Here is a 15,947-nt window from a genome sequence, read left to right on the forward strand (position 1 = left end):
AAATAAGTAACGATTACTTTGTTGGAATAGGGGTCTTCATAGCACAGGTTCGGCAGTTAATGTGGCAGGCCGATTTTGACAAAATTCACCCTCGTTTGGTTTTCTCCGGATTCAATCGTCGGTTTAATTCAAAGATAATTATATAGTGACAAAAGCAAAGACAAAAACAAAAACCAGATACTAAAGTTCATGAGGAAATGTCATCTCGGCTATAATTTGTTCATTACGTTTTTCTCGCGGAAGGCATTTGCTTCTTCCATTAGTAATACCCTTGACGTGAGAACTTGTCAATTTCATATAAAATCTGGACAGAGAAGCTTTCCTCTTGATTTAGTTCTGAAATTGCAAGATATCAATCTTCGGACCGAATCTGACTGAGAACCGCCTACTATTGATCTTTTTCAACTTTATCTGCAACCCCATTAGCTTAAGCATTTCCCTAATCACATCCTGAAAGTATGCATAGTTTTTATCTTGAGTACTATTTTCCAAACATGAAAAAACTCCTCTAGGGCATACAGATTTTTTATTTCATCTCTGTCTACCTTTAGATGAGCATATCTTCATCCCTCACTTCATATACCGATACTCCCGCAAACTCTCCAAAATCGCAACTTCCTGCAACAATTCCTCACCCACATTCGTTTCCTTCACTTTCTTCCGCTCAAGCTCTTTGTCCACTAATCGTTTCACCGTTAAGACGTCGGTTCCAGTGCTTAGGACTTCTGCCTTTGAGTTAAAGTGTTTATGGGCGACGAGCTGCATGCCGTAGGAGTTGTATAACAGCGTGTAGCCGGCGATGCCTGTTGTGGATTGGTAGGCTTTGGAGAAGCCGCCGTCGATGACGATCATTTTTCCGTTTGCTTTGATTGGGTCTTCTCCTTCGATTTCTTTTACTGGTGTATGGCCGTTGATGATATGGCCATGATCTGGATTGAGGCCGAATTCTGCCAGGATGTTTCGGCAGGTTGCCTCGTCCTCACGTAAATAGTAATACGGGTTTTTCTTTTCTTTATGCGTTTCCTTTTCTTTGATGAAATACCGCTCAAATGTCGTCATGGCGCGTTTTCCGAAGAGGGAGGAGTACTCGCCTGTCCATAAATACCAAGCCATATCTGTCGCCAGGTCATCGGTTTCTTCCGGGTGGGCAAACGCTTCCCGTAAGAACCGCTCAAATACATCGAGCAGCTCACGGCCCGCATACGGTTTATCCTCAATCATCATCGTTTCCATATTGCCGTTTTCATCGACAGGAATACAGCCATGGATTAACAGGTTGCCGTTATATTTTAAATAAAGGCTGCCTTTTTTCATCATAAAATTCATATGACGGCCCAGCTTTTCGGAATGCTGGACAGAGAATAGCAGCTTGTCTATGACTTCTGCTTCTTCTTCTAATAGCTGATCTGGCTGTTCGGGATTAATTGTCGCAAAGCAGGTGTTTTCCAGCTGATATGTTTTTCCGTGCAGCGTGATTTCATTTTTATCGTAATCAATTTTCTCTAGTAACAAGCGTTCTTCCATATTAAAGTTCGGCCGTCTCTTGATAATCGGGCTCTCAAGCTTGAATTGGATCATGGCAATCGCTTGATGGATTTTTGTGATTTGCTTAATCTCATCCTCTGGCCTGTTGTCGTCTGCTTTTGGACGGAACGCTGGATTATCGTCATAGTATTTTTCGGCCAAGTTCATCAGCGGTCTTAAATTGATGCCGTACACGTCTTCAATAATGTCCAGGTTGTCATAGCGGGCACAGATGCGGATAATATTGGCCAGGCACACTTTGGAACCGGAGTAGGCACCGATCCAAAGGACATCGTGATTTCCCCACTGAATATCGACAGAATGATAATTGATTAGCTCCTCCATAATCCGATCCGGCTGCGGTCCGCGGTCGTAAATATCGCCGACCACATGCAGATGGTCGACCACCAATCGCTGAACGCTGTAAGCAAGGCCGGTGATCAGCTTATCGGCTTGGCCAAGTTCAATGATCTGGTCTATGATTTCGGAGTAATATTGCTCCTTGTTGCCAGCTTGTTCTGTTTTGTATAGCAGCTCCTCCGTAATATAAGCAAACTGGGCAGGCAGTGCTTTACGCAGTTTGGAGCGGGTATACTTCGAGGAGCAATAAGAAACAAGCCTAATCATTCGGTTAATCGTTTCTTTATACCACTCGTTTAACGCATCTTTCGCATCAAATTCATGTTTGATTAACTTCAGCTTGTCTTCCGGGTAATACACCAACGCTGCTAATTCATCAATTTCTCTATCGTAAATGACACCGCTGAAAATGTCGCGTATCTTCTCTTTGACTCGTCCTGAACCATTACGCAGCACGTGCTGGAAGGCCTGATACTCCCCGTGCAAATCACTGACAAAATGCTCGGTGCCTTTTGGCAGGTTCAGTATCGCTTTCAAATTAATGATTTCCGTTACCACTTTTTCTTCACAATCGTATTTTTGTGCGAGTAGATCTAAGTACTTGCTTTCCAAAATCGTCCATCCCCTTTTTAGAATAAACCCCTATTTATGAGCATGTGCATGATAAGGTGAATTTAAAAGTATGACATTGTTTTTCATCATTGGACCTTTATATGATAGTACCGCATAACTGCTTTTATAGACAATTGAAACGAGTGAAAGATTAAGGCAGCTAGAGCTGAAAAACCTTTCAGCAGAATCTACGGAGGAGGTTATTTAGTCAAGGGCTTAGGCTAAAAGGTTCAGTATCCTCCTTATTGTTGTTATCAATATGCATTGATATGGTATTGACGATCCATTTATTTAGCTTGTTGTCAGTTATCTTGTAAGGAATTGCCTTGAGGAAACTGCCGTTGTTGTACATTGAGTGTTATATATTGTAAACTAGAGTAAAAGATATCCAGATTAATCATCGAAAAACATTTCTTACATTTCCAAACCGGAAACGAAAGAGGTACCTCGAGAATACAAATATTTCCTAGGAGTATGTATATGAATATAGCGAATTACACTTTAAAAGTGAAAGGCAAAACGTTACTTCAGGACACCGACTTGCATTTTTCGAGCGGGAAAATTAATCACGTTGTCGGAAAAAATGGAGTCGGTAAATCACAGCTTGCTAAAGACTTTTTGTTGAATAATAGCAAAAGAATCGGCAGAGATATTCGTCAAAATGTTTCTTTAATATCCAGCTCTTCGAATATACCTAATGATGTTTCTAAGGACTTTTTATTACACTTTTTGAGGAAAAAATTTGATGCAGAAATGATAGATAAAATCACACATTTACTTAATCTGGATAATATTGATGGAAAAGTTCTGATCAAAAATTTGAGTGATGGACAAAAGCAAAAATTAAAATTGCTCAGTTTCTTATTAGAGGATAAAAATATTATTGTTTTAGATGAAATAACGAATTCATTAGACAAAAAAACGGTTATAGAGATTCATGGCTTCTTAAACAAGTATATTCAGGAGAACCCCGAGAAGATTATCATCAACATTACACATGATTTGTCTGATTTAAAGGCGATAGAAGGGGATTATTATATATTTAATCACCAAGAAATTCAACAATATCATTCAGTGGATAAATTAATTGAAGTGTATATAAATGAGTAATAAAACAGTGGGGGCTTGAGATGAAATTAGAGTTTAAAAAGAGTATTAGCAACAAAGTTATCATTATTTTAGGAGCAATGTTTGTATTTTTATTTTTGCTGGGTTATTTTTTACTTGTTGGAATTGATAAAGTCAGCCATGTTACACCTGAAATGTTTTTCTTTAGCTCCTATACTGTTGCGACCCAGTTTGGTTTGATGTTATTTTCATTTGTTATAGCTTTCTTTATTAATAGAGAGTATTCAAACAAAAATATTCTCTTTTACAAGTTAATTGGAGAGAATATCTATACTTTCTTTTATAAAAAGATAGCTGTTTTATTTTTAGAATGTTTTGCATTTATAACGCTAGGCCTGCTAATCATATCGTTGATGTACCATGATTTTTCGCATTTTGCATTATTACTTTTTTTATTTTCTGCAGTTATACTGCAGTATATTCTAATTATCGGAACTATAAGCATGTTATGTCCTAATATATTAATTAGTATAGGTGTCAGTATCGTTTATTGGTTGACTTCTGTTATCTTAGTAGCTATAAGCAATAAAACGTTTGGTTTCATTGCTCCTTTTGAGGCAGGTAACACTATGTATCCCCGAATAGAAAGAGTGCTGCAATCTGATAACATGACACTTGGGAGTAATGATGTTTTATTTATTATTTTGTATTTAGTTTCAATTATTATCATAAATACGATTATCCTTCGCTTTTCTAAAACTAGATGGATCAAAATGGGCATTTAATAAAGGAAGCTACTTCACAATGAAGTAGCTTTTTATGTGCACCTATATATCATTAACATCAAGATTAATGCATGTGACTGGCTGAGTTTGTTAAGGGAAGGATGTTTTTCTGTTTGCATCGCCCAAACTATTGTTGTTTTTCTTTCACCATCTTTATAAAAAGGAAAAAGATAATAAATACGATAAAGTAGTTCATTGGATTTTTAACGATACTCATCTCTAGTGAAATTTGTAAGAGTATCCAGAGCGCAAAGATGGCTAGTATTGCAGGAATGATGATTTTGTACATGTCGACCACCTTCCATAGTGAAGCATCCCTATAATAAAAAACTATTAGCCTGTACCACAAACTGCGACTGCTGATAATTATAGGAAATCTTCGAGTAATCAAACGGCTGCCCATTTGTCAGGTGAAAAATACTTTCTATATACAGCTTCGGCAGTCCAGCCTCTAATCCCAAATATACCGCTTCCTCCTCATTAAGCTGTCCCACGTGCAGAAACAAATCAGAAAAACCAATCTTCAGTCCCAATCCTTCCCGGATGTAATGGAAGATGGAGTGGGAGACGATTTCGTTGTTTAAATACGTCACGATGGATTTATTGTAGTAGGATTCTTCGTAGCAAAGGGTCTGGCCGTTGATGTAGCGGACCCTTTTGACATAGTAGATGTCCTCGTCCATTTCGATGTTCAGATTTTCTGCCGCTTCCGGTGTGGGCTTTTTCACGTCCAGTTCGATGACCTTTGAGGTGACATTGAAATCCTCAAGGTCTTTTTTAAAGCCTTGATTCGACAGGAGGCTGAGGTAGCCTTTTCGTTTATGCTTTCTGACGAAAATGCCGCTTCCTCTGAGCTGAAAGATCGCGCCTTTTTGCTCTAGAAGATCCAGGGACTTTGTGATGGTGCTTTTGCTGACTTCAAACTGGGCCATGAGGGTTTCTAGCACTGGCAGTTTGTCACCCTGCTGAAGCTCATTTTCTTCTATATACTTTTCGATTTCTTCTGCGATTTGCTGGTACTTTAACATACGCATTCCTCATTTATTCGTTTAGTTTCACTGCCAAAATTATAGCATAAACCGCTTACAATGATAGTTCATGTCAAAATATTTTATTTGGGTATTGATAAATTATACCGGTACAATTATAATGAAAGCGCAACCAAAACAAAGGGGTGGGTGAAAATGTCGGGGAAAGTGAGAGATGATAGCAGACTAGCGAAAGACATTTTGGAGGCCGTTGGCGGGGAAGAGAATGTAATTGGAGCTTCTCGCTGTGCTACCAGGCTTCGGTTGGTGCTGAAGCGGTCTAACCCTAAAGCGAAGGATATCGTGAAGTCGATGCCCGGGGTCATTACAGTTGTAGAGAACAGCGGTCAATTCCAGGTTGTCATTGGACAGCACGTAGGGGAAGTGTACGAGGAGTTTTCTAAGCTGGTCCATATTGACCAGTCTGGGGAACAGAGTGAGAATAAAGGGACGATGCTGAACCGGATCATCGCGACGATGTCAGCGGTGTTTGCGCCGTTTATCTACATTCTGGCCGCTGCTGGTATTTTGCAAGGGGCATTAATTATCATTAACTTATTGTTTGATAGCTTTGAGAAAACAGGGACTTATGAGGTTTTCAGTTTCATCTCTTGGGCACCGTTTACGTTTTTGCCTATTTTCATCGCGATTACGGCATCAAAGCATTTTAAAACCAACACGTATATCGCCGTGGCGTGCTGTGCTGCATTGGTCAGCCCGACGTGGGCGGAGATGGCAGCTCAGATCGCAGATGGGAAAAGCATTACTTTCTTAGGGATTGCTTTATCGCAAACGACATACACGTCTTCCGTGCTGCCGCCATTATTTTTAGTGTGGATGCTGTCTTATCTTGAACGATTCTTGAATAAGAGAATGAACGAAGTAGTCAGACCGTTATTTGTTCCGTTTCTATGCATGGTCTTCATGGTGCCGTTAACGATTGTCCTCATAGGCCCTGTGACAACATTAGGCGCAAACGGAATTGCAAACGGTTACAACTTCTTGGCGGAAAACGTGCCGGCTTTGGCAGGAGCAATCATCGGGGCATTCTGGCAGGTCATCGTCATCTTCGGTGTACATTGGGGCATCACGCCGATGGTATTGGCAAACTTTGATTTATATGGTCGGGATTCATTCCAGGCGTATCAAACGATTGCGGTCATTGCGCAGGTGGGGGCTGTGCTTGGCATCATCCTGAAAGCGCGAAACAAGGAAACGAGAAAAGTCAGCGTTTCGGCTGGTATCACAGGACTGTTCGGCATCACAGAGCCGGCAATCTACGGTGTGACCTTACGATTTAAGAAGCCATTTATCTTTGGCTGTATTTCTGGCGCGGTTGGCGCAGTCGTGGCAAGCTTCTTTCATCCGTATTACTTTGCGTATGCCGGTCTTCCGGGACCGCTTACGATCGTGAATGGCATCAATGAGCGATTCCCGGCATCCATTTGGGGCATTTTAATCGGTGCTGCGATTGCGGTCATTCTTCCAGTTGTGCTGATTCAGATCTTTGGCTACGGAGAAGATAAAGCTGCACAGCCGGAAAAGGAACAGCCTCAGACGGCACAGGCGAATGAAGAAACCGTATATGCTCCGTTTAACGGCAAGGTGATACCGCTTTCTAACGTGCCTGACGAAGTATTCAGCTCAGGCGCAATGGGACAAGGATTGGCGATTGAGCCTTCCGATAATAAGCTCTATGCTCCGTTTGACGGAACCGTTGTCATGGTCGCGCCTACAAAGCATGCGATTGGCCTGCGTTCAGCGTCTGGCGTCGAATTGCTTGTGCACATTGGGCTGGATACGGTGACATTAGCCGGCACTCCTTTTGCCTTGAAGGTCAAAGAGGGCGATACCGTCAAAAAAGGCGAGGTGCTTGCTGAGTTTGATAAAGCTTTCATTGAAGAGAAAGGGTTAACAACGATTACCCCCGTCATCATCACGAATTCACATGCATATCAGGAAATTCTCATCGAGGAACTTGAAGAAAGTACGCTGGATCAAAAATTATTTACAGTTGTAAGCTGAGGAGGAATAACACATGGGAAACATGCCGAAGGATTTTTTATGGGGCGGCGCTTTAGCTGCCCACCAATTTGAAGGCGGATGGAATGAAGGCGGTAAAGGGCCAAGTGTCGTCGATGTAATGACAGCGGGTGCGCACGGTGTGCCGAGAAAAATCACGGATACGATTGAAGAAAACGAATTTTATCCGAACCATGAAGCCATTGATTTCTATCACCGATACAAGGAAGATATCGCTTTGTTTGCGGAAATGGGATTAAAATGCCTGCGGACGTCCATCGGCTGGAGCCGGATTTTTCCGAAAGGCGATGAGACTGAACCGAACGAAGCGGGTTTGCAGTTCTATGATGATGTGTTTGATGAGTTGCTGAAGCATGGGATCGAACCGGTCATTACGCTTTCTCACTTTGAAATGCCGCTGCATTTGGCTAGAGAATATGGCGGCTTCAGAAACCGGAAAGTTGTGGACTTCTTCATCAACTTTGCAGAGGCTTGCTTTACCCGTTACAAAGATAAAGTGAAGTACTGGATGACATTTAACGAGATCAACAACCAAATGGATGTGAACAATCCGCTGTTCCTATGGACGAATTCAGGTGTTACGGTTGGCGAAAACGAAAACGCCAAGGAAGTGATGTACCAAACGGCACACCATGAATTGGTGGCGAGCGCTTTAGCAGTGGCGAAAGGAAAAGACATCAATCCAGACTTCCAGATTGGGGCCATGGTGTCACACGTGCCGATTTATCCTTTCTCCTCCAACCCTGAAGATGTGATGCTGGCTGAAGAAGAGATGAGACAGCGTTATTTCTTCCCGGATGTGCAGGTTCGCGGGTACTATCCAAGCTACGCGTTGAAGGAATTTGAACGAGAAGGCTACAACATTACATTCGAAGACGGCGATGATGAGATTTTAAGAAAGGGTACCGTCGATTACTTAGGCTTCAGCTATTACATGTCAACAACCGTGAAAAGTGATGTGGAACATGATAATACGGGCGATATCGTCAACGGCGGATTGCCGAATGGTGTCGAAAATCCGTATATCACCTCCAGTGACTGGGGATGGGCGATTGATCCAACCGGGCTGAGATATACGTTAAACCGTTTTTATGACCGGTACCAAATCCCATTATTCATCGTGGAAAACGGCTTTGGCGCGGTGGATACGCTGGAGGAGGACGGCAAGATTCATGATCCGGAGCGCATTCAATATTTGAGATCACATATTGAAGCGTTGGAAAAAGCGGTCACGTACGACGGTGTGGATTTAATCGGCTACACGCCGTGGGGCATTATTGATATCGTCTCCTTCACTACAGGCGAAATGAAGAAACGCTATGGCATGATCTATGTTGATCGTGACAATGAAGGAAACGGATCCATGAAGCGATATAAGAAAGATTCATTTGAATGGTACAAAAACGTCATTCAAACGAATGGCGAGGAACTATAAGCAGCTGGCCCGAATCGAGCACTTTTACCGGAGTGCCTGGTTCGGGTTTTTTGGGTGTGATCCGACCCTATATCCAGTAATGGGAATAGATTACCAGCGTTGATTGCTAGGTTATGATTTCACCTGTAAGATTCTTTTTTGTATAATTTAATATTAGAACGGAAGAAAGGGAGAGAGTTTGTGAGTAAAAAGGGATGAAAGCTGGTGTTTGGCAGAAAATTTCAAGACATGATAGAGTTTCCCTAAGCAAATCTCCTGACAAAAATTTGGCGAGGAAGGGGCAACATCACATTGAAAAACATTTTAATAAGAGCTGGCATATCACCATTTGATACATTTCCTGCAGCTGAAATGATTGTTCGCAACTCCATTGGCGGCAACGTAGGAAACTTAGTATATGCCTACAGTGTGTTTCGTACGCTGATGACTGAAGAAACGACGATTACTCCTGATTATTATCGGATTCATCCGGCAGACGCTGAAAAAATTAATAAAACATATGATATGTATATTATTCCGCTGGCAGATGCTTTCCGCGAGGATTTCGTGCCTTCTTTACGGAAATATACCCAATTAATTAAGAAACTAACCATTCCGGTTGTTGTGATTGGTGTTGGTTTGCGGGCTCCGTTTGAACCCAAATTAAATGAAGGTTTTCCTTTTGATGAGGATGTAAAGGCGTTTGTGAGTGCCGTGCTGGAGAGATCAAATATGATCGGTGTCCGCGGTGAAATTACAGCGAAATACCTTACAAGATTAGGATTCCGTGAAGGCATTGACCATACGGTGATTGGCTGTCCTTCTATGTATGCGTTTGGCAGAGAATTGAAGATAAGAGAAACCAATATCACACCAGAATCAATGGTGACGGTTAACTCATCAAGACTGTCTCCTAAGCATGTGCTGGACTTCATCACGAGAAGCATGAAAGAGTTCCCGAACCATTACTTTATCCCGCAATGGCGAAAAGAAATGATTCTGACGTATGCGGGTGCGCCTGCAATAGCAAAGCCTGCCGATAATTATCCGGTCAGCATGGAAGACCCAGCTTATCAGAATGATAGAGTCCGGTTCTTTTTAAATGTGCCGACATGGCTGGATTTCCTGAGACAAGCTGATTTGAGCTTTGGCGCAAGGCTGCATGGAAATATCGCGGCGACGATTGCCGGTACACCGAGCCTGTTGCTTCCGAAAGATGCCAGAATGCGTGAATTAGCAGAGTACCATCAGTTAACGCATGTCATGGCAAATGAGATAACCGATCAGACAAAACTGTCAGAATTAATTGAAACACTTGATTTTCATCAGCCTGAGAAACGGCAAGCGCAAAACTTTGACCATTTCATCAGCTTCCTGAATCAAAATGAATTGGATCATATTTATAAAGAGAAAGCGATTCCTGATACCGTTCCTTTTGACGAGAAGCTATCTAATACGAAGCTTCTTCCGCCTGTGACTACAGTTAGCGGCTGCAGTTCCACAGAAACAGCGAAACGCTGGGAAGCGCTTATGGCATTAGAAAATGCCAAAAAGGAAAAAACCATTAAAGATCTGAAAAACAAGGTCAAAAAGTATCAGGGCACGTTAAATAGAAAATCAGTGCGTATCGCTTTAAAAACAGCAAATATGCTGAGTGTGAAGTGACCCTTCACTAACATTACAACTATATTACAATTGTATAAAACATGCAATATTTTTGGAATAAAAAAGAAAGCCGCAATGCTGCCAATCTGGCAATATTGCGGCTTTCTTATACTAGTTTCGGATAAGGTAATCAAACGCGCCGAGAGCGGCCGTTGCACCTGATCCCATCGAAATAATGATTTGATTGTATGCACTGTCTGTGCAGTCGCCGGCAGCGAATAAGCCTGGCACGCTTGTTGCGCCGTGTTTGTCGACGATGATTTCGCTCATGCGGTTGCGTTCAACCGTTCCTTCTAACCATTCAGTGTTTGGCACGAGACCGATTTGGACGAATACACCTTGAAGTTCAACGTGTTTTTCTTCGCCTGTTTCGCGGTCTACGTATGTGATGCCGTTAACGCTCTGATCGCCTGTGATTTCTTTTGTTTGTGCGTTTTTTACAACAGTAACGTTAGGCAGGCTGTAGAGACGTTTTTGCAGGACTTCGTCTGCTTTCAGTTCCGGTGCGAACTCTAGCACAGTAACATGATTGACAATACCTGCAAGGTCAATCGCTGCTTCGATACCAGAGTTTCCGCCGCCGATCACTGCTACGTCTTTGCCTTCAAACAATGGCCCATCACAGTGCGGGCAGTATGCGACACCTTTGTTTTTGAACTCTTGTTCACCAGGTACGTTGACATTGCGCCAGCGGGCACCTGTTGAAAGGATCACTGTTTTACTTTTCAGGACAGCGCCGTTTTCGAGTTCAAGTTCGAACAGATCTTTCTTCTCAAGGCGTTTCGCACGCTGAAGGTTCATGACATCAATATCATATTCCTTCACGTGCTCTTCAAGACTTGCCGCAAGCTTCGGCCCTTCAGTCGCTTTGACGCTGATGAAGTTTTCGATGCTCATAGTGTCAAGAACCTGTCCGCCGAAGCGCTCAGCAACAACACCAGTGCGGATGCCTTTACGTGCAGTGTAGATCGCTGCACTTGCACCGGCAGGTCCGCCTCCGACAACAAGAACATCAAACGGCTCTTTGTCAGCGAACTCAGATGCATCTGCGCCGCTGCCCATTTTCGCAAGAATTTCTTCAAGCGTCATACGGCCGCTTCCGAAGGACTCGCCATTCAGGTAAACGGTCGGCACTGCCATGATGTTTTTGCTTTCAACTTCTGATTTGTATGCTGCACCGTCGATCATCGTGTGCGTAATGTTCGGGTTCAGCACGCTCATCATGTTTAAGGCTTGTACAACGTCAGGACAGTTGTGGCATGTCAGGCTGATATAAGATTCAAAGTGATATTCACCGCTGATCTTCTTCACCTGATCAATGACTTTTTGGTCCACCTTAGGCGGTCTGCCGCTCACTTGGAGCAGCGCCAACACTAATGATGTGAATTCGTGGCCCAGAGGGATACCAGCGAATGTAACGCCAGTGTCTTCTCCGACACGATTGACACTGAAGCTTGGCGTTCTGTTTAATTCAGCTTTTTCAACTGAAATTTTAGATGACATGGAAGCCAGCTCATCAACGAGAGCCAGCATGTCCTTTGAAATGTCATCTTCGCCTGCGCTAACTTTGAGAACAATGTCATTCTCAATTAGCTGCATATATTGATTTAATTGTGCTTTGATATTTGCATCAAGTACCAATTGAATGCACTCCTTAGATTTTACCTACTAGATCAAGGCTAGGTGTAAGAGTTTCGCCGCCTTCTTCCCATTTCGCTGGGCAAACTTCACCTGGGTTTTGACGAACGTATTGAGCTGCTTTTACTTTGTTTACAAGGTTGCTTGCGTCACGGCCGATACCGCCTGCATTGATTTCAACAGTTTGGATGACGCCGTCTGGATCGATGATGAATGTTCCGCGGTCAGCAAGACCAGTTTCTTCGTCAAGAACATCGAAGTTGCGAGAAATTGTTTGAGATGGGTCACCGATCATTGCGTAAGTGATTTTGCTGATTTTTTCAGAGCTGTCATGCCAGCCTTTGTGTACGAAGTGAGTATCTGTAGAAACAGAGTATACTTCAACGCCTAATTCTTTAAGTGCAGCGTATTGTTCTTGAAGATCTTCAAGCTCAGTTGGGCATACGAAAGAGAAATCTGCTGGGTAGAAGCAGAATACGCTCCATTGGCCTTTCAAATCTTCGTTTGTTACATCGATGAATTCACCGTTTTTGAATGCTTTTGCTTCGAATGGAAGTACTTCTTTACCGATTAAAGACATAATGTATATTCCTCCTAAAAATGTATTAGAAAGCATATGTGCTTTCAATAATAATTCTAATTATATATGAATTATTAATTAATATATATTTTTTGTCAAGCCATAACCCCATGAATATCATTCTTTTTTTCGTTTTGTTTAGGGTGTGACAGGAAAGATTTAGGCATTTCTTTTCTAGCAAATGAGAAAATGAAAATGGGTTGATTCTCAATTAGACAAGGTTTTTCGAGCCTTTTGTGAATCAGAGTGTCAGTCTTGTTGAAGCATTTGAACATTTTATGACACCATAGGCAGAGGCGGGTGAAGTTAACTTAAGACAGATTCTTTGGATTTGTTTCTAGCTATTATTGTATCACTGTTTATGAGATTTAAAACATTCCTTATGTTTTAGAATAGATGAAAAAAACACGGTTCAGTTAAAACTGACCGTGTTTTTTTATGGTTATTATTCAGACCAATTCGTATGGAAAACGCCGTCCATATCTGTCCGCTCGTACGTATGGGCGCCAAAGTAATCGCGCTGCGCCTGCAAAAGGTTCGCATTGGAACGGCCTGTGCGGTAGCCGTCGTAATAAGAGAGCGCTGTGGTCAAGCATGGGAATGAGATTCCTGTGCTGATGCCCTCGCAAACCACTTTTCGCAGGCCTGTTTGATAGGCTTGGAGCTTATCTGTGAAATAAGGCGCGATCAGCAGGTTTGCCAGATTTGGCTGCTCGCTGAATGCTTCGCTGATCACATTTAGGAAATCAGCGCGGATGATGCAGCCGCCTCGGAAAATCAACGCGATGTCTTTGAGCGGCAGGTTCCATCCGTAAAGCTCAGATGACATTTTATATTGGGCAAAGCCTTGTGCATAGGCGCATACTTTCCCCATGTAAAGAGCCTGTCTGACGTATTCAATCCAGGTGTCTTTATCAAAGTGTTTTTCTTCGGCTTCTGGGCCTGCTAACACGTCTTGAGCTGCCATCCGTTCTTCTTTTAAGGATGACAAGTAGCGGGCGAACAAGGACTCTGTGATGATCGTGGACGGGATGCCGTTATCAATCGCCTGCATGCTCGTCCATTTTCCGGTGCCTTTTTGTCCGGTTTTATCAAGGATGACATCGATCAGAGGCTGTCCTGTTTTTTCGTCTTTTTTACGTAAAATCTCAGCTGTAATCTCTATTAAATAGCTTTTCAGCTCACCTTGATTCCATGTTTCAAAAATAGATGCAATTTCATCAAGCGGCAGACGCAGCGTTTCTCTCAGAAACGTATAGGCTTCTGCAATCAGCTGCATGTCGGCATACTCAATGCCGTTGTGCACCATTTTGGTAAAGTGCCCTGCCCCTTTTGGCCCGATATAGACACAGCAAGGGTCATCCCCAACTTGAGCTGCGATTTTCGTCAGGATAGGAGCAGCTTTCTCATAGACGTCGCGATCTCCGCCCGGCATGATGGAAGGCCCTGTTAATGCGCCGACTTCGCCGCCAGAAATGCCGACTCCCAGATAGCCGATGCCTTTTTCCTTCAGCTCGTCATATCTTCTTTCTGTGTCTTCATAGTGGGAGTTACCTCCGTCCATGATGACGTCGCCTTCTTCAAGCAAAGGCATTAATGATTGGATGACGGAATCTACGGGTTTTCCCGCTGTGACCATCAGAAAGATTTTTCTTGGTTTCTCTAACGATTGAACAAAATCCTGAAGCTCGTAGTACGGGCTGAGAGATTGTCCATCCAGCTTTTGGACAAGCTGGTCCGTTAAATCTCTGGTGTAATTATAGACAGCGACGTTTTCACCTTTGTTTGCCATGTTTAAGGCGATGTTGCTTCCCATTACGCCTAAGCCTATGACACCAATCGTATTGAACATGTGTTACAGCTCCTTCTTAATTTCATACAACTAAACTTAACAATAAAATGAATCCCAGTCCAGCAACGGAAATAATGGTTTCCAGCAAGGTCCATGTGGCAAATGTTTCTTTCATGCTTAATCCGAAGTATTCCTTGAACATCCAGAAGCCGGCGTCATTGACGTGTGAAGCGATGACACTTCCGGCGCCTGTTGCGAGCACGACTAACGCCAAGTTCACATCAGAATGGCCCAATAACGGAATGACCAGACCTGTTGTGCTTAGTGCGGCAACAGTTGCTGATCCTAGAGAAATGCGCAGGATCGCCGCGATGAGCCATGCCAGGATGATTGGCGATAATGCCGTTCCTTTGAATAAGTCTGCCACGTAATCACCGACACCGCCATTGATCAGCACTTGTTTGAAGGCGCCGCCACCCCCGATGATCAGAAGCATCATGCCGATTTGTGAAATGGCTGTTGAACAAGAGTCCATCACGGTTTTGATTGGAATGTTGCGTTTGATGCCCATTGTATAGACTGCGACCAATAACGAAATAATCATAGCAGTCGATGCGTTTCCAATCAATCTGATAAAAGCTAAAACTCCGTTATCTGCAAACCCGATTGTTTCTTGAAGCAGGTCGATAATGGTTGCGACCGACATGATGATAATCGGAAGCATTGCCGTAAAGACGCTGATTCCAAAGCCGGGTGTTTCCTCAAGCTTGAACGTTTTTTGCGTGCCGAGTGATGCAATATTGCCGTTTTTCGCAAAGGATGCGGGAACGATTTTTTTCGCGAACTTTGTAAATAAAGGCCCTGCGATGAGCACTGTCGGAACTGCAACAATAAAGCCGTACAGCAGCACTTCTCCAATGTTGGCGCCGTACTCACCGGCAATTGCCGTAGGCCCCGGGTGAGGCGGCAGGAAACCGTGCGTGACAGACAGCGCTGCGACCATCGGAATTCCGAGATATAAAATAGAAATCTTCAATTCTCTTGAAATCGCAAAGACAATTGGAATTAATAGAACCAATCCTACTTCAAAAAATAACGCAATCCCGATAATGAATGAGGCAATGACAACGGCCCATTGAATGTTTTTCTCGCCGAATTTGTTGACGAGCGTCATCGCAATGCGCTGTGCGCCTCCTGAATCGGCGATCAGCCTGCCCAGCATCGCACCGAGTCCGAAGATGAGTGCGATGTGGCCAAGAGTTCCCCCTATTCCTTCTTCAATGGAGCTGACAACCTTATCGAACGGCATCCCGAGTGCCAATGCCACGCCGAACGATACGACCAGCAGGGAAATAAATGTGTTTAATTTTAAGCCCATAATCAAAAATAGTAATGCTAAGATCCCAAGTGCAACGATGATTAACGGCATGGTAATGCC

General features: G+C 43.2%; 12 protein-coding genes. 5 read left to right on the forward strand and 7 right to left on the reverse strand.

The genetic code is table 11. From position 1 onward, the window contains the following. Positions 1-570: 570 nt before the first annotated feature. A complete protein-coding gene (gene fbp / locus MOC09_RS07880; protein ID WP_268370108.1) occupies positions 571-2,496 on the reverse strand; it encodes a fructose-1,6-bisphosphatase in 1,926 nt (641 codons plus the stop codon). 480 nt (positions 2,497-2,976) lie between these two features. Between fbp and MOC09_RS07885 the strand changes: the two genes are divergently transcribed. Together MOC09_RS07885 and MOC09_RS07890 are read left to right on the forward strand one after the other, a co-directional pair. After that, the gene (locus tag MOC09_RS07885; RefSeq protein ID WP_268370114.1) at positions 2,977-3,606 is read left to right on the forward strand and encodes an ATP-binding cassette domain-containing protein; all 630 of its coding nucleotides are present in this window, start codon (positions 2,977-2,979) and stop codon (positions 3,604-3,606) included. A 20-nt stretch (positions 3,607-3,626) separates the two neighbouring features. Further along, a complete protein-coding gene (locus MOC09_RS07890) occupies positions 3,627-4,349 on the forward strand; it encodes a peptide ABC transporter permease (RefSeq protein WP_268370115.1) in 723 nt (240 codons plus the stop codon). 127 nt (positions 4,350-4,476) lie between these two features. Here the strand turns inward: MOC09_RS07890 and MOC09_RS07895 are convergent, their stop codons facing one another. Both MOC09_RS07895 and MOC09_RS07900 read right to left on the reverse strand, forming a co-directional pair. Continuing rightward, the gene (locus MOC09_RS07895) at positions 4,477-4,638 is read right to left on the reverse strand and encodes a hypothetical protein (protein WP_101169711.1); all 162 of its coding nucleotides are present in this window, start codon (positions 4,636-4,638) and stop codon (positions 4,477-4,479) included. Positions 4,639-4,666: 28 nt separating this feature from the next. Beyond that, positions 4,667-5,377 carry a GntR family transcriptional regulator gene (locus MOC09_RS07900; protein WP_268370119.1) on the reverse strand — a complete coding sequence of 237 codons (711 nt, stop codon included), beginning with the start codon at positions 5,375-5,377 and terminating at the stop codon, positions 4,667-4,669. A 156-nt stretch (positions 5,378-5,533) separates the two neighbouring features. Here MOC09_RS07900 and MOC09_RS07905 point away from each other — a divergent pair, with 156 nt between their 5' ends. The 3 genes from MOC09_RS07905 to MOC09_RS07915 all read left to right on the forward strand — a co-directional run bounded on the left by MOC09_RS07905 (position 5,534) and on the right by MOC09_RS07915 (position 10,499). Further along, positions 5,534-7,402 carry a beta-glucoside-specific PTS transporter subunit IIABC gene (locus tag MOC09_RS07905; RefSeq protein WP_268370121.1) on the forward strand — a complete coding sequence of 623 codons (1,869 nt, stop codon included), beginning with the start codon at positions 5,534-5,536 and terminating at the stop codon, positions 7,400-7,402. A gap of 13 nt (positions 7,403-7,415) precedes the next feature. Continuing rightward, positions 7,416-8,855: a 6-phospho-beta-glucosidase BglA gene (gene bglA / locus MOC09_RS07910; RefSeq protein WP_268370123.1), complete on the forward strand. Its 1,440-nt coding sequence runs from the start codon at positions 7,416-7,418 to the stop codon at positions 8,853-8,855. A gap of 291 nt (positions 8,856-9,146) precedes the next feature. Further along, a complete protein-coding gene (locus MOC09_RS07915) occupies positions 9,147-10,499 on the forward strand; it encodes a polysaccharide pyruvyl transferase family protein (RefSeq protein ID WP_268370124.1) in 1,353 nt (450 codons plus the stop codon). Between the two features lie 111 nt (positions 10,500-10,610). Here the strand turns inward: MOC09_RS07915 and ahpF are convergent, their stop codons facing one another. From ahpF to gntP, 4 genes are all read right to left on the reverse strand, one after another. Further along, a complete protein-coding gene (ahpF, locus tag MOC09_RS07920; protein ID WP_268370126.1) occupies positions 10,611-12,140 on the reverse strand; it encodes an alkyl hydroperoxide reductase subunit F in 1,530 nt (509 codons plus the stop codon). A gap of 13 nt (positions 12,141-12,153) precedes the next feature. Beyond that, positions 12,154-12,717 carry an alkyl hydroperoxide reductase subunit C gene (gene ahpC / locus MOC09_RS07925; protein WP_003243686.1) on the reverse strand — a complete coding sequence of 188 codons (564 nt, stop codon included), beginning with the start codon at positions 12,715-12,717 and terminating at the stop codon, positions 12,154-12,156. Between the two features lie 445 nt (positions 12,718-13,162). Further along, on the reverse strand, positions 13,163-14,569 hold the full coding sequence (gene gnd / locus MOC09_RS07930) for a decarboxylating NADP(+)-dependent phosphogluconate dehydrogenase (protein WP_268361938.1): 1,407 nt from the start codon (positions 14,567-14,569) through the stop codon (positions 13,163-13,165). 22 nt (positions 14,570-14,591) lie between these two features. Next, on the reverse strand, positions 14,592-15,938 hold the full coding sequence (gene gntP, locus MOC09_RS07935) for a gluconate permease GntP (RefSeq protein WP_268370128.1): 1,347 nt from the start codon (positions 15,936-15,938) through the stop codon (positions 14,592-14,594). Between the last annotated feature and the right edge of the window lie 9 nt (positions 15,939-15,947).

It is taken from the genome of Bacillus sp. N12A5, from assembly GCF_026790125.1.
Taxonomy (GTDB): domain Bacteria; phylum Bacillota; class Bacilli; order Bacillales; family Bacillaceae; genus Bacillus.